The organism is Sphingomonas sp. MJ1 (PH-R8), from assembly GCF_048058635.1.
Lineage (GTDB): Bacteria > Pseudomonadota > Alphaproteobacteria > Sphingomonadales > Sphingomonadaceae > Sphingomonas.
The window spans coordinates 1-18,480 of the sequence record NZ_JBBEFX010000016.1 but is presented as its reverse complement, the minus strand read 5'-3'; the positions used below and the strand labels follow the sequence as shown (position 1 = coordinate 18,480).

The following is an 18,480-nucleotide window of genomic DNA, read 5'->3' as shown; positions in this document are numbered from 1 at the left end:
CCCGCGATTGGGAATCGCCCGTGCGTCAGCCCGCCGGTTCGTCGCTGCTGCGGCGGCCGAAGGTGCGGTAGCCGCGGGCGGAGCCGCGCCGCTCGCGCTTGGCCTCGTAGAGCGCCTTGTCGGCGCAATGGATGAAGCCGCGGGCGGTTTCGGGGCAGTCCTCGAACCGGGCATAGCCGATGGTGGCGGAGATCGGCAGCACGCCCGCCGCGGTCTCTACCGGCTGGCGAAGCTGTTCCAGCAGCCGCCCGGCGACGCCCGGCAGATCCGCATGGAGAGCCGGGTCGGTCACGATCAGCGCGAACTCGTCGCCGCCGAGCCGTGCGGCGAGGCTGCCGGCGAGCATCGGATCGCGCAGGCGCGCGCCGACCGCGCGCAGCATGTCGTCGCCGACGACATGGCCATGGGTGTCGTTGATCCCCTTGAACTCGTCCAGGTCGATCAGCATCAGCGCAAACGGCGCCTGGGTGCTGCGCGCGCGGTCGATCGCTTCGGACAGGGCACGGTTGAACGCGCTCCGGTTGGCGATGCCGGTGAGGGAATCGGTGTCGGCCGAGCGGCGGAGCTTTTCCTCCAGCAGCCAATGCTCGGTGATGTCCTGCATCACCCCGCTGACGCCGGTGGCGCGCCCCTCCTCGAACTCGACGTGCGCGATCGATCGGACGCGCCGTTGGTTGCCCTTGGCGGTGACGAAATCCAGTTCCAGCGTGAACGGCTCGCCCGTTTGCGTCGTCTTCTCGACCAACGCCGCCAGGTCCGGCCGGCTGATGCCGCTGAAGAAGCCGATCGCCTCGTCCACGGAGAGGGCGGTGTTCGCCGGCAGCTCGTAGATCCGGTACATGCCTTCCGACCACAGGGTCTCGTCGGTTTCGAGCGAGAACCACCAGGAGCCGATGCGGGCGAGCCGTTCGGCCTGGCGGAAGGTCAGGTCATGACGGCGCAGTTGCAGGCTCTGTTCCGCGGCGGTGCGGGCGATCGCCACGGCGCCTGCCGTCGCCACCTCCGCCTCGATCACCTTTTCGAGGATGTCGCCGAGCTGGCGCAGGACGGCGAGCGCGCCGGGCGGCAGCGAGCGCGGGATCACGTCCATGATGCACAGCGTGCCGACCGCCTCCGTCACCTGGCGCACGCGATCGGTGACGTGCAGCGGCACCCCGGCATAGAAGCGGACCGGATCGGCCGCGGTCACCACCGCCAGGCTGCGGAAGCGCGGGTCGGTCGTCGCGTCGTCCACCACCAGGGGGGCATCGCTGTCGACCGTCACGTCGCAGAACGCCTCGGCCCGGGGCAGCGGCTGTTTCGGCATGCCATAGCCTGCCTTCACCCAGAAGCGGTCGCCCTCGATCAGGTTCACCGCAGCGATGGGGGCGGCGATCAGTTCCCGGGCGACCTTCGCGACCATTTCGAAGGCGGCGTCCGGCGCTGCGGCAAGCAGCGTCTGGAGCTCCGCCGGCGAGATCGCGATTTCGCGCGCAGCATTGTACAAACGCTCCGGCATTCGCCACGGCTAGCGCGGCGGAGTTGATTTTCCGTAACTTTTCTTGGGGGTTGGCAGGTGGAAGCGGTGGATGAGACGGGCGCCGAGCCGCTGCCGCTGCGCTACGGACGCCACCTGGCGCGGGATCGCCGCCGCTCCGTCCATACGGTGCGCGCGTACCAGGCGACGGCCGAGCGGCTGCTGGCGTTCCTGCGCGGCCACCTGGGCGGGCCGGTCGGCGAGGCGGAGCTGAAGGCGCTCTCCGCGACCGACCTGCGTGCCTTCCTGGCGCACCGCCGCGCGGAGGGGCTCGGCAACGCCTCGGCCGCGCGCGAGCTGTCGGCGGTGCGCGGTTTTCTTGCCTATGTGGGCGGGGAGGGCGCGTCGCTGCCGCGGGTGAAGGGGCCGCGCGTGAAAAAGGGCGTGCCGCGCCCGATCTCGCCCGACGAGGCGATCGCCCTGGCGGAGGACGTGTCGGAGGACGCTGCCGAGCCCTGGATCGCCGCGCGCGACTGGGCGGTGCTGCTGCTGCTGTACGGCGCCGGCCTGCGCATCGGCGAGGCGCTGGGACTGACCGGGGCGGTGCTGCCGCTGGGCGAGGCGATCGCGGTGACCGGCAAGCGCGCCAAGACGCGGATGGTGCCGCTGCTGCCCCCGGTGCGCGACGCGATCGACGCCTATGTGCGGCTCAACCCCTGGGGCACGGCGCGCGATGCCGAGCTGTTTCGCGGCGCCAAAGGGGGCCCGCTGGCGGCAGGGGTCGTGCGCCGGTCGGTGCGGGCGGCGCGGGTGCGGCTGGGGCTGGGCGACCGCACGACGCCGCATGCGCTGCGGCACAGCTTTGCCACCCATCTGCTCGGCCGCGGCGCGGACCTGCGCGCGCTGCAGGAACTGCTGGGGCATGCGAGCCTGAGTTCGACCCAGGTCTATACGGCGGTGGATGCCGCGCATCTGCTCGACGTCTATCGCAACGCGCACCCGCGAGCGTGAGCGTGCGGTGATGCCGCGTCCCCCGTTCGTCCTGAGTAGCCATTGAGCGAAGTCGAAATGGCGTATCGAAGGATCGCCACGGGTGCTTCGATACGGTGCTTCGACAGGCTCAGCCCCTACTCAGCACGAACGGCGATTTTTGGCGGCTCCGCGCGGCTTCGCCTGTCGAACCAGGACCGGATCACCGCTCCGCCCGCGGCTTCCAGGTGACGACGCGATAGACGTAGCCGACAACGATGATGACGGAGAGGGCGATGGTGACCGGGCCGACATATTGCTCCAGCTCGCGGAAGTTGGAGCCGAAGTAGAGCCCGGCCCAGGCGAGCACCGCGTTCCAGATCGCGCTGCCGGTGAAGGTCGCCAGGATGAAGCGCCAGTGCGGCATGCAGGCCATGCCGGCGGGCAGCGACACCATGGTGCGGAAGGTGGGCAGGAAGCGGAACACGAACACCACCCAGGCGCCGCGCGCGTAAAAGAAGCGCTGGAGCTTCTCCACATCCTCCCACTCCAGCGTCAGCCAGCGGCCCCAGCGGTCGACGAAGGGCTTGAGGCCGAGGTAGCCGAAGCGCCGGCCGAGCGCGTACCAGAAATAGTTGCCCGCAACCGACCCGACCGTGCCCCACAGTACCAGCGGCGCCATCGACATGGTGCCGCGGGCGACCGCCATGCCGCCCAGCCCCATGATCACTTCCGACGGAACCGGCGGCACGACGTTCTCGAGCGCCATCAAGAGGGCGATGCCGAGGTAGCCGCCCCAGGCGATCGCATCGAGGATGAAGTCGGTCATGACGAGGCTAACGCGCTAGATGCGGGGCGGGGGCCAAGTTCAGCCGCGTTCTGCTACCCGCCGCTCGATCGCGTCCCAGATCATCGCGCCGGTGTCGGTGCCGTTGAAGCGGTCGATCGCGACGATGCCGGTGGGGGAGGTGACGTTGATCTCGGTCAGCCACTTGCCGCCGATCACGTCGATGCCGACGAACAGCAGCCCGCGGCGCCGGAGCTCCGGGCCGAGTTCCGCGCAGATCTCGCGCTCGCGCTCCGTGAGTTCGGTCTTCGCCGCCGACCCGCCGACCGCCAGGTTGGAGCGGATCTCGCCCTCGCCCGGCATGCGGTTGATCGCGCCTGCCACCTCCCCGTCGACCAGCACGATGCGCTTGTCGCCCTCCACGATCTCCGGGAGGAACGCCTGCACCATGTGCGGCTCGCGATAGGCGGTGTTGAACACCTCGATCAGCGAGGAGAGGTTCTGCCCGTCTTGGTCGATCTTGAAGATCGCTTTGCCGCCGTTGCCGTGGAGCGGCTTCACCACGATCGAGCGATGCTCGGCCAGGAACAGCCGCGCTTCCTCGACCGATCGCGTGACCAGCGTCGGCGGCATGAAGTGCGCATAGTCGAGCACGAACAGCTTTTCGGGCGCATTGCGGACGTTGGCGGGGTCGTTCACCACCAGCGTGCGATCGGTGATGCGGTCGAGCAGGTGGGTGGCGGTGATGTAGCCGAGGTCGAAGGGCGGGTCCTGGCGCATCAGCACCACGTCCGCCTGGTCGCCCAGGTCGAGCTTCACGGGATCGCCGAAGCTGAAGTGGTTGCCCTCCACCCGCTGCACCGTCACCGGATGCGCGCGCGTCCAGACGCGTCCGGCCTGGTAGTTCAGGTCCTCTGCCGCATAGTGAAACAGCCGGTGCCCGCGCGCCTGTGCCGCCAGCATCAGCGCGAAGCTCGAGTCGCCTGCGATGTTGATCGAATGGAGCGGATCCATCTGGACGGCGACGGTCAGCGGCATGCGGGAACTCCTTGTTGCCCGCGGGAGGTAGGCGCGGGCGCGGGGATTGTCACGGGTGGGCGGGGCGGATCCGGTCCGAACTGTTTGCGCTCTCCCCTAAGCCCGTTCGTCTCGAGCGGTATCCTCCCCAGACCCGTTCGCCTCGAGTAGCCGTCGAGCTTGTCGAGACGGCGTATCGAGAGGTCGGTCGTTGTGGCTCTCTCGATACGGGCTCTCGACAAGCTCGATCCCTACTCGAGACAAACGGGGAGGGGAGAGGGTGGTAACCTGATCCCCGCTCACCCGATCCACGCATTCTCGATGTGACGTACCTGAACGCCGCGCGCGACCAGCACCACGTCGATGCGGATGTCGTCGTCCGGCCCGGCGTAGCGCGGCATCAGCATCTCCGCCGCCGCGGCCACCCGTCGCAGGCGCCGCTCGTCGATGGCGAGGTCGAGTGCCGCCGCGCTCCCGCGCGCCTTTACCTCCACGAACGCCACCACCGATCCGCGTCGCGCGACCAGGTCCACCTCGCCGGCGCGCGTGCGGACCCGCCGGTCAAGGATCCGCCAGCCCTTTAGCCGCAGGTACCAGGCCGCCCAGCGCTCGCCCGCGCGGCCCTGCGCCTCGGCCGCGCGGCGGTCCCTCATTGGCCCTTCAATTCCATCGCCCGCGCGTAGAGTAGCTTGCGGTCGAGCCCGAGCTTCTTGGCGACTTCGCCCGCCGCCTTGGAGACGGGGAGGCGGCCGAGGGCTTCGACGAGCGCGGCATCGGCGGTGTCCGCGTCGGCCGGGGGTGCTTCGCCGGGCGGTGCCACGACGATCACGATCTCCCCCTTGGGCGGGGCCTCGGTATAGCGTTCGGCGAGTTGGGAGAGCGTGCCGGTCACGCATTCCTCGAACTTCTTGGTGATCTCGCGCGCGACCGCGGCTTCGCGGTCGCCGAGTCCCTCGGCGAGGGCCGCAAGGGTCGCGGCGAGGCGTGGGCCGCTTTCGTAGAGCACCAGGGTCGCGCGTACCGCCGCGATCTCGGCGATCGCCTCGGCACGGGCATGCTGCTTGGGCGGCAGGAAGCCGAGGTAGAAGAAGCGGTCGGTCGGAAGCCCCGCGAGCGTCAGCGCGGAGATCGCCGCGCAGGGCCCCGGCACCGTCACCACCAGATGGCCTGCCGCGCGCGCATCGCGCACCAGCTTGTAGCCGGGGTCTGAGATCAGCGGCGTGCCCGCGTCGGACACCAGGGCCACCGCCTCGTGCCCCATGCGCGCGACCAGCCCGGGCCGGACCCCTTCGGCGTTGTGGTCGTGATACGGCACCATCGGCCGCTTGGTGCCGATGTGGCGGAGCAGGCCGGCGGTGACGCGGCTGTCCTCCACCGCGATCACGTCGGCGGCCGACAGCACCGCCGCCGCGCGGGGGGAAAGGTCGCCGAGATTGCCGATCGGGGTCGCGACGATGTAGAGGCCGGGGGATAGTGGTGCGTTCATCAGGGGAATGTCATGGCAGAGGCGGCAACCGTACCGCAATGGACGCGTCGATTGATCCGCACGGCGGCCGTCGCGGGAGCGCTGCTGCTGGCGGGGTGCCAGACGCTGGTACCGCGGGGGGTGCCGGACCGCGCGCCGCCGCCGCCCAAGGAGCAGCCGACGCAGGGCACCGGCCCGGAAACGGTCCAGCCGGGGATCCCGGAGGACAAGCAGCGCCACCGCGTCGCGCTGCTGGTGCCGCTCACCGGCCCCAATGCCGGCGTGGGCCAGAGCCTCGCCAACGCGACCCAGCTCGCGCTGCTCGATTCGCGCAGCGAGCAGGTGCGGATCACCACCTATGACACCGCGACCGGCGCGGCGGCGGCGGCGCAGCGCGCGCTGGCGGAGGGCAATCGCCTGATCCTGGGGCCGCTCCTGTCCGAGGACGTGCGCGCGGTGGCGCCGATCGCCAAGCGTGCGGGCGTGCCGGTGCTGAGCTATTCCAACGACATCACCGTCGCGGGCAACGGCGCCTATGTGATGGGCTATTCGCCGTCGCAGTCGATCAGCCGCGTCGTGGACTATGCCAAGCAGACCGGCATCACCAGCTTTGCCGGGCTGGTGCCGACCGGCGTCTATGGCCAGCGCGCCTCCACCGCCTTTCTGCGCGCGGTCGAGAGCGCGGGCGGGCAGGTCGTGTCGCTCCAGACCTACAACCGCGGCAACGGCGGCATTGCCGCGGCGGTCACGCGCCTGCCCAAGAACTCGCCCTATCAGGCGGTGCTGATCGCCGATGCCGCCGGCACGGCCGCCACCGCGGTGCCGCTGCTGCGCCGCGAGGCGGCAACCGCGCGGGTACTGGGCACGGAGTTGTGGAACACCGATTCCGCGGTGGGCAGCAACGCGGCGCTGAACGGCGCCTGGTTCGCGAGTGTCTCCGACGGGCTCTATCGCCAGTACGCCACCAAGTACCGGGCGCGCTTCGGCACCGCGCCGTACCGCCTGTCGAGCCTCGGCTACGACTCGGTGCTGCTCACCATCCGCATCGCGCGGGAATGGAAGGTGGGCGACCGCTTCCCGGAAGCCAAGCTGACCGATAGCGGCGGCTTTGCGGGCCTCGACGGCGCCTTCCGTTTCGGCCGCGACGGCATCGCCGAGCGCGCGCTGGAGGTGCAGGAAGTGCGGGGCGGCACCACCGCCACGGTCTCTCCGGCACCGCGTTCGTTCGAGTAGGGCGACACCCATTCTTGTACCCCGGCGAAGGCCGGGGCCCAGTTGCGGGGCACGTAGAAGAGGTCCCGAACCTCGCGACCGCCTTCCCACCTGGGCCCCGGCCTTCGCCGGGGCACGGGGTGGCGGTAGCTAGCCTCGCGCCACTTCCCGCAGCACCGCATCGAGCAGCGGCATGCCTGCGGGGGTGAGCGCCAGCCGGTCGCGGTCGTGCGCCACCAGGCCCTGGGTTGCGAGGCGTTCGACCGCCTTAAGGTCGACCACTTGGTCGATGGTCGTTCCGCCCAGCGCCGCGACGCGGGTCAGGTCGATGCCCTCGCGCATCCGCAAGCCCATCACCAGCGCCTCCGTCACGCGCTCGGCCGGGGCGAGCGCGACTTCGCTCTCGGCGCCGTGGCCGTTGCGCGCGACTGCGGCCAGCCAGTTCTCCGGCTTCTTGCGGCGGAAGGTCGCGATGCCCTCGCGCCGCCCGTGGGCGCCGGGGCCGACGCCCGCATAGTCGCGGTAGCGCCAGTAGGTGAGGTTGTGGCGGCTCTCCGCCCCAGGGCGCGCGTGGTTCGACACCTCGTAGAGCGGCAGCCCGGCGGCAGCGGTGCGTGCCTGGGTGGTCTCCCACAGGTCCGCCGCCAAGTCCTCGTCGGGCAGCGTCAGCGCGCCCTTGGCCGCCAGCGTGGCAAAGCGCGTGCCCGGCTCGATCGTCAGCTGGTAGAGCGACAGGTGCTCGGTCCCGAAGCCGAGCGCACGGTTCAGCTCGGCTTCCCATGCGGCAAGGCTCTGGCCCGGCCGGGCATAGATGAGGTCGAAGCTCACCCGCCCGAAATGGCGCTGGGCGGTCGCGAGCGCGGCGAGGCCCTCGTCCACGCCGTGCGCGCGGCCGAGAAAGGCGAGCGCCTCGTCGTCCAGCGCCTGGAGCCCCAGCGACACGCGGTTGACGCCGGCCGCGGCGAGGTCCGCGAAGCGGGCTGCCTCCACCGACGAGGGGTTGGCCTCCAGCGTGATCTCGATGCCGGGCTCGGCCGGCCAGGCGCTCGTCGCCGCTTCGATGATGGCGGCGACGGTTGCCGGCGGCATCAGCGAGGGGGTGCCGCCGCCGAAGAAGATCGACGCGAGCCGCCGCCCGGGCAGGCGTTCCGCCTCATAGGCCAAGTCGGCAAGCAGCGCGTCGCGCCACGCCTGCTGGTCCACCACGTCGCGCACATGGCTGTTGAAGTCGCAATAGGGGCATTTGGAGACGCAGAACGGCCAATGGACGTAGAGCGCCAGCGGGGCGCCCGAGGAGGTTTGTTCCGGGAACATCGCCGCCCCATATGGTGCGCATGCGAGCGAGGCAAAACATCCTGTGGGCGATGCTGGCGATGCTGGCCGCCTGTTCGTCCCCGGAAGGGGCAGACCGCGTGGTCGAGGCGCGCACGTTCAAGGGCACGGCGCCCCGCGGGGCGACGCTGCTGCGCCAGGCGATGCAGCAGGGGCATGATGCCGCGCGGGCGGAGGTCGGCCTGCCGCCGCTCGTCTGGTCGGACCAGCTTGCCGAAGGTGCCCGCGCCTATGCGCAGACGCTGGCGCGGACCGGGCGCTTCGAACATTCGCCGGAGTCGCAGGCGGCGAACCGCATCGGCGAGAATCTGTGGACCGGCACGCGCGGCGCCTATCGCTATGAGGAGATGATCGGTCACTGGCGCGGCGAGAAGCGCGACTATCTCCACCAGCCGGTGCCGAACTTCTCGCGCACCGGCCGGTGGCAGGACGTGGCGCATTACGGCCAATTGGTGTCGCGTCGGACGCTGCGATACGGCTGCGCGCTCGCGAGCAGCAAGCGCGACGACTATCTGGTGTGCCGCTACGACCCGCCGGGCAATCTGGTCGGCGTACGCGTCTATTAGCCCTCGTCCCGGGGACGCGGCGCTACAACATAGGTAAAGACCGAAGCCATTGCCGCTGGCGCTCGCTTGGTTCAAACCGCGGGCATGGCGCTTCAGCAGCACGTCGAAATCCCGTTGGGTGGCCAGATCGTCGATCCCGAGCTTCCCCAGCGGCGCCTGGCCCTGGTCGCCGAAGCGGCAGAGGGGCTGCTGGCGGCAGAGGATCCTGCCCGCATGGTCGACGAACTGTTCGGCCTGATCCAGTCGGAGCTGCGGCTGGACGTGTTCTTCAACTACCGCCTGGAAGCCGGCCGGCTAGTGCTGGAGGCGCATGGCGGATTGACGCCGGAACAGGCGGCCGCGGGCGCCGAGCTGGATTTGGGGCAGGCCGTCTGCGGGTGCGCCGCCCGCGACCGGCAGCGGTTCCATGTGACGGGCGTGCAGCAGTCCGAGGACCCGCTGGTCGCGTTCGTCCGGGATGTGGGCCTGGACGCCTATGCGTGCACGCCGCTGCTGCACGGGGACCAGCTGATCGGGACGCTCGGCTTCGGGCGGAAATGGGCCGATCGCTTCACCGACGACGAGCTCAGCTTCCTCCACACGCTGTGCCATTTCGTGGCGCTGGCGAAATACCGGCTGATGGTCGAGCAGGAGCTGCGGGCGGGGATCGAGCAGCGGGACAAGCTGCTGGGCGAGCTCAACCACCGGGTGCGCAACGCCTTGCAGCTCGCCGTCAGCGTGGTGCGCCTGGAAGTGACCTCCGCGGAGGATCGTGCCTTCTCCGACGCGCTGCTGCGGGCTGCCGACCGGATCGAGGTGATCGCGTCGGCCCATCGCCCGCTCTATGCCTCGGACGATCCGAGCACCGTCGCCGTTGCCGATCTTTTGACGGCAGCCGGCGGTGGTTCGATCGACGGATCCCTGACCGTGAAGGACGGGGCCGGTGCGAAGCTGCCGATCGAGCAGGGCGTGGCCCTGGCGCTTCTCGTCCACACGGCCTTTGCGGAAGGCGGCGCGCCGGATCAGCCCGCGTCGGTGGAAATCGCGGAGCAGCCGGGCGGGACCGGGATGGACGTGACGCTGGCCGGCGTGCGCACGGGGGCGGACGCCCTCTCCGGGCGACTCGCGCGGGCGCTGCTGCGGCAGTTGAACGGCGTCGTCGAACCCGGGGCGGACGGCCTCACGATCCGCATCTCGACTGCCAACAAGAGCTGAAGACGTTCCGATGTTCAATCTGCTGATCGTCGAAGACGAAGCGCTGATCGCGATGATGATGGAGGACGCGCTGATCTCCCGCGGGCACCGGGTGGTCGGTGTGGCGGATACGCTTCCGTCCGCGCTCGATCTCGCCGGCGCGCACGCGATCGACCTGGCGCTGTGCGACGTGCGCCTCGCGAACGGCGACAGCGGCGTCGAGGTCGCGACGCGACTGGCGCAGCAAGGCATCCCGGTCGTCTATGTGAGCGGCAACTGCCCGGCGGACGCGCCGCACCCGCTGGTGATCGGCTGCGTCAACAAGCCGGTGCCGGTCGCCGCGCTGCATGCGACGGTGCTGGCGGCCTGCCAGATCGCGAAGGCCGACGAGCCGGTCGCCGTCCCGCCCGCGCTGACGCTGTACCGCTGACCGTCCTTCCGCGCGGCAGCCCTATTGCAGGTGCCGCTCCGCCTCGCGCGCCATGATCGTGAGCAGGGTCGGGTCGAAGGGCGTGGTGCGGGGCGTGCTGTCGGCGACGCAGAGCGCGCCTAGCGCATGGCCGTTGCCGTCGAGCACCGGCACCCCGGCATAGAAGCGCAGGAAGGGCTCGGCCTGTACGGTCTCATAATGGACAAAGCGGGGATCCGCGCGCGTGTCGGGCACGATCAGCGGCTCACCGGGCGTGTGGATCGTGGTCGCGCAGATCGCGGTGTCGCGGCTCGTCTCGCGGGTGTTCAGCCCATGCTCGGCAAGCAGGACCTGCGTGCGCTTGTGGATGATGGAGACGGCCGCGAAGGCGGTGCCGTAATGGGCAGCGGTCAGGTCGACGATCCGCTTCAACTCGGGATGGCCGTGCAGGGCCAGCGCGCCGCTCTCGTCGACGGCCCCCTGTCGCTTCCGCTCCTTGTCGAAAGCGCTCATCCATGCGCTCATATGCTGCACTGGACGCCTCCCCCAATCGCCCCAACATCCGGGACTCGGATGTCGGCACGCCTTGCGCGTACCCGCCGGAATTTCGTCAATATTGCGAGCCGCTCGCACAGTAAAGAGCCGTTCGGATCCGGCGAGGTCAGGAAAAATAGGGGTGTTCGTCGGCACTTATGCTGAGGGAGACTTTGCCGGGCCGCGGGTTCGTCCCGAAATGGAGCAGTCGATCTCGACGCTCGACTGTGCCGGCGGCGGGTGCCGAGGCGCCCGCCGCCCGCTGCCGGATCAGAGGACTGCTGCCACCAGCTGACGGAAGGCGTCGGCGCGGTGGCTGATCGCATGCTTTTCCTGCGGGTCGATCTCGCCGAAGCTCTGGTCCATGCCGTTGGCGATGAACATGGGGTCGTAGCCGAAGCCGAGCTTCCCGCGCGGCGGCCACACCAACGTGCCGTCGACGCGGCCCTCGAACCATTCGACGTGGCCGTCCGGCCAGGCGAGCGCCAGCGCGCACACGAAGTGCGCGTCGCGGCTGACGTCCGGGCCGAGCGCGGCCAGCCGTTCCTCGACCAAGCGCATGGCGAGGTCGAAGTCCTTGGCCTCGCCGCCCCAGCGCGCGGAAAAGATGCCGGGCTCGCCGCCCAGCGCCTCGACGCACAGCCCGCTGTCGTCGGCCAGCGCCGGCATGCCCGACAGATCGGCCGCCTGGCGCGCCTTCAGCTCGGCATTGGCGACGAAGGTCGTGCCGGTCTCCTCGGGCTCCGGCAGGTCGAGCGCGCCCGCGGAGATCGGCTCGATGCCATAGGGGCCGAGCAGCTCGGCGATCTCGCGCACCTTGCCCGGATTGTGGCTGGCGATCACCAGCTTGCCCGGCGAGAGCTTGCGGATCGCCTGGGGCTCGGGGCCTTCGCCGCTCACCGGCCGGCGGCCTTGAGCTGGGCGGCGAAGATTTCGCCGCAGCCGATGCGGGCGAGGCGCAGCAGGCGGAGCAGCGCTTCCTCGTCGTAGCACGCACCCTCGGCGGTCGCCTGGACTTCGGCGATGTTGCCGTCGCTGGTCAGCACGAAATTGGCGTCGGCGTCGGCGGCCGAGTCCTCAGGATAGTCGAGGTCGAGCACCGGCGTGCCCTCATAGATGCCGCAGCTGACGGCGGCGACCTGGCGGGTGATCGGGTCGGCCGTGAGCTTGCCGGCGGCCATCAAGCCATCGACCGCCAGGCGCAGCGCCACCCAGGCGCCGGAGATGGAGGCGGTGCGGGTGCCGCCGTCGGCCTGGATCACGTCGCAGTCGATCGTGATCTGGCGCTCGCCCAGCGCCTTGAGGTCGCAGACGGCGCGCAGGGAGCGGCCGATCAGCCGCTGGATCTCCTGGGTGCGGCCGGACTGCTTGCCCTTGGCCGCCTCACGGCTGCCGCGGGTGTGGGTGGCGCGCGGCAGCATGCCGTATTCGGCCGTCACCCAGCCTTCGCCCTTGCCGCGCAGGAACGGCGGTACGCGCTCTTCGACGGAGGCGGTGACCAGCACCTTGGTCTCGCCGAAGCCGATCAGCACCGAACCTTCGGCGTGACGGGTGAAGTTGGGCTGGATCGAGATGGCGCGCATCTCGTCGGGGGCGCGGCCGGATGGGCGCATGGGTTCAGTCTCCTGCAAGATCGTTGGCGGCACCTAGACCGCCGACGGGCGTTCCGCCAGTCCGACGAAACAGGGAGACGAGGCTTGATCCGGTTGACGATGATGATGGCGGGCGCGGCACTGGCGCTGGCGGCGTGCACCTCGAACGGCGGCGGCACGGCGTCTGCGGGCAGCGAGGCTGCGACCGCGGCGGGCGAGACGATCCGCTTTGCCACCGATCGCTGCTTCGGCACCTGCCCGGTGTACAGCGTGACCGTGCGGCCGGACGGCACCGGCACGTTCGAGGGGCAGCAGTTCACCGCCGTCACCGGCGCGCGCGATTTCACGCTGACGCCGGCCCAATATCGCGCCTTTGCCGATCGGCTGGCCGCGTTCCGTCCGGAAGAGCGCGAGCGCCGGGTCGAGCCGGGCTCGCCGCTGTGTCCCAACCATGCGACCGACATGTCCTCGGTGGACGTGACCTGGTCCGGCGGGGCGGGGGGCACGCGGCACCTCCACCAGTATCTCGGTTGTGTCGGCGAGGATGACCGAGACACCCGTACGGCGCTGCGCACCGCACCCGAGCTGCTGCCGATCGCAGCGTTCCTCGGCGAGCGGCCGGTCGGGCGCTGAGGGCTCCACCTCCACGGGGAAGCGCCAGCCCCACATACCGTACCCCGGCGAAGGCCGGGGCCCAGTTGCGGCGTCGTGGGTGAGGGCGCACTGTCCCTTCCACAAACTTTCCCAACTGGGCCCCGGCCTCCGCCGGGGTACGAAGAAGGGAAGCCCAAGTACGGAGCACGGTAGTGGGTGGGGAGGGGCCCGATACCCGCCAACGGAAACCCAGCACCGGCATTTCACTTCTGGAGCAGGCGCACGGCAGCCCCTACATGACACCCATGAACCCGCCGATCACCGAGCTGACCGACCGCGCGCGCGACGTGTTCCGCCAGGTGGTGGAATCCTACCTCGAATCCGGCATGCCCGTCGGTTCGCGCACCATCGCCCGGATGTCCGGGCTGAACCTGTCGCCGGCCTCGATCCGCAACGTCATGCAGGACCTGGAGGAGGCGGGGCTGCTGGCGGCACCCCACACCAGCGCCGGCCGCATGCCGACCGACCAGGGGCTGCGCCTGTTCGTCGACGGCATGATGCACGTGATGGAGCCCTCCGCTCAGGAGCGCGCCGCGATCGAGGCGCAGGCGAGCATCGCCGGCTCGATCGAGGAGGCGCTGGCCGGTACCACCGCCACGCTGTCCGGCCTGTCGGCGTGCGCGGGCATGGTGATGGTGCCCAAGCGCGACGTGGTGATGCGCCAGTTCAGCTTCGCGCCGCTGGGCCACGACCGCGCGCTCGCGGTGCTGGTCGGTTCGGACGGCTCGATCGAGAACCGGGTGGTCGAGCTGCCGCCCGGCATGACCGCGTCGGCGCTGGTGGAGGCGTCCAACTATCTCACCGCCCGGCTGGGCGGCCAGACGCTGGCCGAGGCACGCACCGGCATCGAGCAGGAGATCCAGGCCGAGCGTGCCGCGCTGGACGAGGCGGCGCGGACGCTGGTGTCGCGTGGCCTGGCGCTGTGGAGCGAAGACGGCGACCGGCGGCCGGTGCTGATCGTCCGCGGCCAGGCGCGGCTGCTCGATCCCTCCGCCGCCGCCGACCTCGACCGGGTGCGCCAGCTGCTCGACGAGCTGGAGGGCAAGGAGGAGATCGCCCGCCTGTTGGCCTCGGCGAGCGAAGGCGATGCCGCGCGCATCTTCATTGGCTCGGAAAACAAGCTGTTCGCGCTGTCTGGCTCGTCGGTGATCGCCAAGCCCGTGCGCGCGCTCGATGGCCGTGTGGTCGGCGTCGTCGGGGTGATCGGCCCTGTGCGGTTGAACTACGCGCGAGTCGTGCCCATGGTGGACTTCACTGCCGCAACGCTCACGCGTCTGCTGGCCTGATGCTCGAGAGAAGAGAATGACCCAGGAAGAGAACACCCCGAACGCGACCCCCGAAGACCTGCGCGAGGAGACCGCACAGGAGGCGCCGGAGGTTGCCGAGCACGACCGCGCAGGCGAACTGGAGGCGGAGCTCGCCGAGACCAAGGCGCAGCTGCTCTATGCCCGGGCCGACATCCAGAACGTGCGCCGCCGCGCCGAAAAGGAAGTGGCGGATGCGCGCGCCTATGCCGCGACCGGCTTTGCCCGCGACATCCTCTCCGTCGCCGACAATCTGTCGCGCGCGCTGTCGGCGATCCCGGCGGAGCTGCGCGAGGACGAGAAGATGAAGGGCCTGATCACCGGCCTGGAAGCGACCGGCCGCGAGCTCGACAGCGTGTTCGCACGTCACGGCATTTCGCGCATCGTCGCCCAGGGCGAAGCGCTCGATCCCAACCGTCACCAGGCGATGCTGGAGATCCCCAGCAACGATGCGGAGCCGGGCACGATCGTGCAGGAAATCCAGACCGGCTACATGATCAAGGACCGGCTGCTGCGCCCGGCGCTGGTGGGTGTCGCCAAGAAGCCGGACGCCTGACGCGACCGGCGGCGCACGCGGCGACGCGGTCATGAGCCCAGGCGCGCCCAGTGCGCTGAACCTCCCGCGCTTCGAGCATCTTGCCAACCGCCGCGCGATCATCGATCGCGGGGCGCTGGCGGAGCAGCTTGCTGCGCTCGAAGCACCGGACACGGCGTCCTTGCGGCGCGCGGCCAGCGCGCTGCTGCGGGATGCGCTCGACCGCGGCCGTGCGGAGATCGCGCGTCGGTTCGAGGAGAAGCCGACGCAGGGGCTCCAGACCGCGGCTGCCGGCGCCTATCTGACGGACCGGCTGCTGCGGCTGCTGCTCGACTTCATCGTCACGCGCCTCCACCCCAATCCGAACCCGACGGCGGCCGAGCGGATGACCATGATCGCGGTCGGCGGCTATGGCCGGGGCGAGATGGCGCCCTTCTCGGACGTCGACATCGGCTTCCTCACGCCCTGGAAACAGCCGGCCTGGTGCGAGCAGGTGATCGAGTCAGTACTCTATGCACTGTGGGACATCGGGCTGAAGGTCGGCCATTCGTCCCGCTCGCTCGACGAGATGATCCGCCAGGCGCGGGCCGACCATACGGTGCGCACGGCCCTGCTGGAGGGGCGGTTCCTGTGGGGCGACTCGGCCCTGTACGACGAAGCCGCCGCCCGCTTCATGAGCGAGGTCCAGGCCGACGGCGCCCGCCAGTTCGTGGCCGAGAAGCTCGCCGAGCGGGAAGCGCGCCACCTCAAGATGGGCGACAGCCGCTACGTCGTCGAACCCAACGTGAAGGAGGGCAAGGGCGGCCTCAGGGACCTCCACGCGCTCTTCTGGATCGGCAAGTTCGCCTATGGCGTGCGCCGCGCGGCCGAGCTGGTGGACCGCGGCCTGTTCACGCCCCAGGAATACCGCCAGTTCCAGCGCGCCGAGAACTTCCTCTGGGCGGTGCGCTGCCACCTGCACCTGATCGCCGGCCGCGCCGAGGAGCGGCTGACCTTCGACGTGCAGCGCCAGATCGCGGAGCGGATGCGCTACGCCGACCGGCCGGGCAAGCCCAAGGTCGAGCGGTTCATGCAGTTCTATTTCCTGCAGGCTAAGCGCGTCGGCTATCTGAGCGGGCTGTTCCTGGCGCATCTGGACGAGAAGTTCGCCGGGCGCGGGCGCCGCTTCGGCCTGCCGCAGCTGCGCCGCCGGCCGAGCCGGCTCAAGGGTTTCGTGCTCGACCGCGGTCGCCTGGCGCTGCCGCACGACCGCTTCTTTGCCGAGGACCCGGTGCGGCTGGTGGAGATCTTCGCGCTGGCGGATCTGCACGCGGTGGAGGTGCATCCGCTGGCGATGCGGGCGGCCGCGCGCGACGCGCACCTGATCACCGACCATCGCCGCGATCCGCGCGCCAACGCGCTGTTCCTGGACGTGCTGACCTCGCCGCGCACCCCGGAAAAGGTGCTGCGCTGGATGAGTGAGGCCGGGGTGCTCGGCCGACTGGTGCCGGACTTCGGCCGTGTCGTCGCGCAGATGCAGTTCGACATGTACCACCATTATACGGTGGACGAGCACACCATCCGCGCGATCGGCCTGCTCAACCAGATCGAGCGCGGCGAGCTGATGCAGGACCATTCGCTGTCGTCGGCGCTGTTTCCGGGCGTCGTCCAGCGGCGCGCGCTCTATGTGGCGGTGTTCCTGCACGACATCGCCAAGGGGCGGGACGGCGACCATTCGATCCTGGGCGCGGCAGTCGCCGAGCGGCTGTGCCCGCGCTTCGGCCTGACCGCGGCCGAGACGGAAACCGTCGCCTGGCTGGTCCGCCACCACCTGCTGATGTCGGCGACGGCGTTCAAGCGCGACCTGTCCGACTTCAAGACCATCCTCGATTTCGCGGAGGTGGTGCAGAGCCCGCAGCGGCTGCGCATGCTGCTGATCCTGACGGTGGTCGACATTCGCGCGGTGGGGCCGGGCATCTGGAACGGGTGGAAGCGCCAGCTGCTCGCCACCCTGTTCGATTCGGCCGAGGAGGTGCTGCGGCTGGGCCACAAGCAGCGCGGGCGCGGCGAGCGCATCGCCGCCAAGCAGGAGGCGCTGCAGCAGGCGCTCGGCTGGGATGCGGAGCGGCTCGCAAGCTTCGTGGGCCAGTTGCCCGAAGCCTATTGGGTGGCGGAGCCGAGCGACGTGCTGGTCCGCAACGCGCGGCTGATCGACGGGGCAGGGGACGCGCCGCTCGCGATCGATACGGTCGCCGACCCGGAGCGCGATGCGACGCTGGTGACGGTGCACGCGGCCGACCATCCCGGCCTGTTCTACCGAATCGCCGGCGCGATCCATGCGGCGGGCGGCAACATCATCGACGCGCGCATCCACACGACGCGCGCCGGCATGGCGCTCGACAATTTCCTGGTCCAGAACCCGCAAGGGGGCCGCTTCGACGACGAGGGCCAGCTGGAGCGGCTGCGCACCGGCATCGCGGACGCGCTGGCCAACCGTGCCCGCCTGACCGAGCGCCTGTCCGCCAAGCCGCTGCCGCACCCGCGGGCCGGCGCCTTTTCGATCACCCCCAACGTGCTGATCGACAACCAGGCGTCGAACCGCTTCACCGTGGTGGAGGTCAACGCCCGCGACCGCCCCGCGCTGCTCCACCATCTCGCGCACGCGCTGTTCCAGTCGAAGGTAACGATCCACTCCGCGCATGTCGCGACCTTCGGCGAGCGGGCGGTCGACACCTTCTACCTCACCGACCTGACCGGCGACCGCATCACCGCCTCCGCGCGCATCCGCGCGCTGGAGGCGCGGCTGCTGGAGGCGGCGGGGGGATCGGCGGAGGTGGGGGCGTAGCCCCGACGTGCTCCTGCGCAGGCAGGAGCCCAGGGTGACAGAGCGTGACGCCTGCCGCGCAGGTGGAGGACCGTAACGAACGCTTCGGCCCGGTATCAGGCCGATCTGCACCAAACAGAAGACGGAAAGTCTTGGCAGCGCACTGGCCGCTTCGGGCTGCAGCTAAGCGCTTAGCGGGCGTTATCTCCGGCGAGGCGATCGAGCCATGCCTGGGCCTGTTTAGGCTCACCCACCGCTTCTGGCCCGACCGGCCCGCGTGACGCTGCGAACTGTTGGTGCAGCTCGTACGGCGGCATGCCTAATCGAGCCCGCGCGCCATCGATGGCATCACCAAGCTCGTTCAGATTGTCGATGACCGCAGTGACCGCCGCGGGCGTCCAGCGGTCGCCGTTGTGGCCGAACAGACCCCATTTCCCTGCTGCCGTCGTCCGTAACGCCGCAACCAAGGCCGCCGCATACTCCGACTCCAATTCAGCCCTGCGCTCATCAAGACGAGCAAGTCGGTCCGCCTTTGCCATAGCGATCGCTAGAGCGGTTTCCGGTCCTTCTGAATCGTTGAGGATTCACACGGGCGCGGTTTTCTGATTCAGGCTTCTTGCCGGATTGGAGGCCGGCTCGGATGCCGCGAGTGCTGTCACAGGACCTTCGGGA

The 18,480-nt window shown here is 70.1% G+C and carries 19 protein-coding genes; 9 read left to right on the top strand and 10 right to left on the bottom strand.

What is annotated here, in order from left to right; genetic code table 11:
- Positions 1–25 precede the first annotated feature (25 nt).
- Positions 26–1,498, bottom strand: coding sequence for a diguanylate cyclase domain-containing protein (locus VPH46_RS13000; protein WP_416611836.1), 1,473 nt, complete (start codon positions 1,496–1,498; stop codon positions 26–28).
- Positions 1,499–1,564: 66 nt separating this feature from the next.
- Here VPH46_RS13000 and VPH46_RS12995 point away from each other — a divergent pair, with 66 nt between their 5' ends.
- Positions 1,565–2,467, top strand: coding sequence for a tyrosine recombinase XerC (locus VPH46_RS12995; protein ID WP_416611834.1), 903 nt, complete (start codon positions 1,565–1,567; stop codon positions 2,465–2,467).
- 181 nt (positions 2,468–2,648) lie between these two features.
- On the opposite strand, the gene VPH46_RS12990 is transcribed toward VPH46_RS12995, so the two are convergent.
- From VPH46_RS12990 to rsmI, 4 genes are all read right to left on the bottom strand, one after another.
- Positions 2,649–3,254, bottom strand: coding sequence for a DedA family protein (locus tag VPH46_RS12990; protein WP_416611832.1), 606 nt, complete (start codon positions 3,252–3,254; stop codon positions 2,649–2,651).
- 39 nt (positions 3,255–3,293) lie between these two features.
- The gene (gene gshB, locus VPH46_RS12985) at positions 3,294–4,250 is read right to left on the bottom strand and encodes a glutathione synthase (RefSeq protein WP_416611830.1); all 957 of its coding nucleotides are present in this window, start codon (positions 4,248–4,250) and stop codon (positions 3,294–3,296) included.
- Between the two features lie 278 nt (positions 4,251–4,528).
- Positions 4,529–4,882, bottom strand: a complete 354-nt coding sequence (locus VPH46_RS12980) for a YraN family protein (protein WP_416611828.1) — start codon at positions 4,880–4,882, stop codon at positions 4,529–4,531.
- Entirely contained in the window at positions 4,879–5,715 is an 837-nt protein-coding gene (rsmI, locus tag VPH46_RS12975) for a 16S rRNA (cytidine(1402)-2'-O)-methyltransferase (RefSeq protein ID WP_416611826.1), read from the bottom strand. Before rsmI ends, VPH46_RS12980 begins: the two co-directional genes overlap by 4 nt.
- Before the next feature lie 12 nt (positions 5,716–5,727).
- On the opposite strand from rsmI, the gene VPH46_RS12970 reads away from it, so the two are divergent.
- Positions 5,728–6,927, top strand: a complete 1,200-nt coding sequence (locus VPH46_RS12970) for a penicillin-binding protein activator (RefSeq protein ID WP_132883066.1) — start codon at positions 5,728–5,730, stop codon at positions 6,925–6,927.
- Positions 6,928–7,056: 129 nt separating this feature from the next.
- Here VPH46_RS12970 and hemW read toward each other — a convergent pair whose 3' ends face one another.
- Positions 7,057–8,220, bottom strand: coding sequence for a radical SAM family heme chaperone HemW (hemW, locus tag VPH46_RS12965; RefSeq protein ID WP_416611824.1), 1,164 nt, complete (start codon positions 8,218–8,220; stop codon positions 7,057–7,059).
- A 20-nt stretch (positions 8,221–8,240) separates the two neighbouring features.
- Here hemW and VPH46_RS12960 point away from each other — a divergent pair, with 20 nt between their 5' ends.
- The 3 genes from VPH46_RS12960 (at position 8,241) to VPH46_RS12950 (ending at position 10,407) form a co-directional block, all read left to right on the top strand.
- A complete protein-coding gene (locus VPH46_RS12960; RefSeq protein ID WP_239435261.1) occupies positions 8,241–8,804 on the top strand; it encodes a CAP domain-containing protein in 564 nt (187 codons plus the stop codon).
- A gap of 84 nt (positions 8,805–8,888) precedes the next feature.
- Complete coding sequence (locus VPH46_RS12955) at positions 8,889–9,998, top strand: histidine kinase dimerization/phosphoacceptor domain -containing protein (protein ID WP_416611821.1); 1,110 nt, start codon at positions 8,889–8,891, stop codon at positions 9,996–9,998.
- Positions 9,999–10,008: 10 nt separating this feature from the next.
- Positions 10,009–10,407, top strand: a complete 399-nt coding sequence (locus VPH46_RS12950; RefSeq protein ID WP_416611819.1) for a response regulator — start codon at positions 10,009–10,011, stop codon at positions 10,405–10,407.
- Between the two features lie 21 nt (positions 10,408–10,428).
- Here the strand turns inward: VPH46_RS12950 and VPH46_RS12945 are convergent, their stop codons facing one another.
- The 3 genes from VPH46_RS12945 to rph all read right to left on the bottom strand — a co-directional run bounded on the left by VPH46_RS12945 (position 10,429) and on the right by rph (position 12,533).
- A complete protein-coding gene (locus VPH46_RS12945; protein ID WP_164521315.1) occupies positions 10,429–10,899 on the bottom strand; it encodes a GAF domain-containing protein in 471 nt (156 codons plus the stop codon).
- A 291-nt stretch (positions 10,900–11,190) separates the two neighbouring features.
- Positions 11,191–11,820, bottom strand: a complete 630-nt coding sequence (gene rdgB, locus VPH46_RS12940; RefSeq protein WP_416611817.1) for an RdgB/HAM1 family non-canonical purine NTP pyrophosphatase — start codon at positions 11,818–11,820, stop codon at positions 11,191–11,193.
- Complete coding sequence (rph, locus tag VPH46_RS12935; protein ID WP_125961596.1) at positions 11,817–12,533, bottom strand: ribonuclease PH; 717 nt, start codon at positions 12,531–12,533, stop codon at positions 11,817–11,819. The genes rdgB and rph overlap by 4 nt, the downstream gene beginning before the upstream one ends.
- 84 nt (positions 12,534–12,617) lie before the next feature.
- Between rph and VPH46_RS12930 the strand changes: the two genes are divergently transcribed.
- The 4 genes from VPH46_RS12930 to VPH46_RS12915 all read left to right on the top strand — a co-directional run bounded on the left by VPH46_RS12930 (position 12,618) and on the right by VPH46_RS12915 (position 17,829).
- Positions 12,618–13,145 (top strand): DUF6438 domain-containing protein, encoded by a 528-nt coding sequence (locus tag VPH46_RS12930; protein ID WP_416611814.1) that lies wholly within the window; start codon positions 12,618–12,620, stop codon positions 13,143–13,145.
- A 266-nt stretch (positions 13,146–13,411) separates the two neighbouring features.
- Complete coding sequence (gene hrcA / locus VPH46_RS12925) at positions 13,412–14,452, top strand: heat-inducible transcriptional repressor HrcA (RefSeq protein WP_125961640.1); 1,041 nt, start codon at positions 13,412–13,414, stop codon at positions 14,450–14,452.
- A gap of 16 nt (positions 14,453–14,468) precedes the next feature.
- Positions 14,469–15,026 (top strand): nucleotide exchange factor GrpE, encoded by a 558-nt coding sequence (grpE, locus tag VPH46_RS12920; protein WP_125961597.1) that lies wholly within the window; start codon positions 14,469–14,471, stop codon positions 15,024–15,026.
- 31 nt (positions 15,027–15,057) lie between these two features.
- Positions 15,058–17,829, top strand: a complete 2,772-nt coding sequence (locus VPH46_RS12915; protein WP_416611812.1) for a [protein-PII] uridylyltransferase — start codon at positions 15,058–15,060, stop codon at positions 17,827–17,829.
- 170 nt (positions 17,830–17,999) lie between these two features.
- Here the strand turns inward: VPH46_RS12915 and VPH46_RS12910 are convergent, their stop codons facing one another.
- Positions 18,000–18,347: a hypothetical protein gene (locus tag VPH46_RS12910; RefSeq protein WP_416611810.1), complete on the bottom strand. Its 348-nt coding sequence runs from the start codon at positions 18,345–18,347 to the stop codon at positions 18,000–18,002.
- Positions 18,348–18,480: the final 133 nt, after the last annotated feature.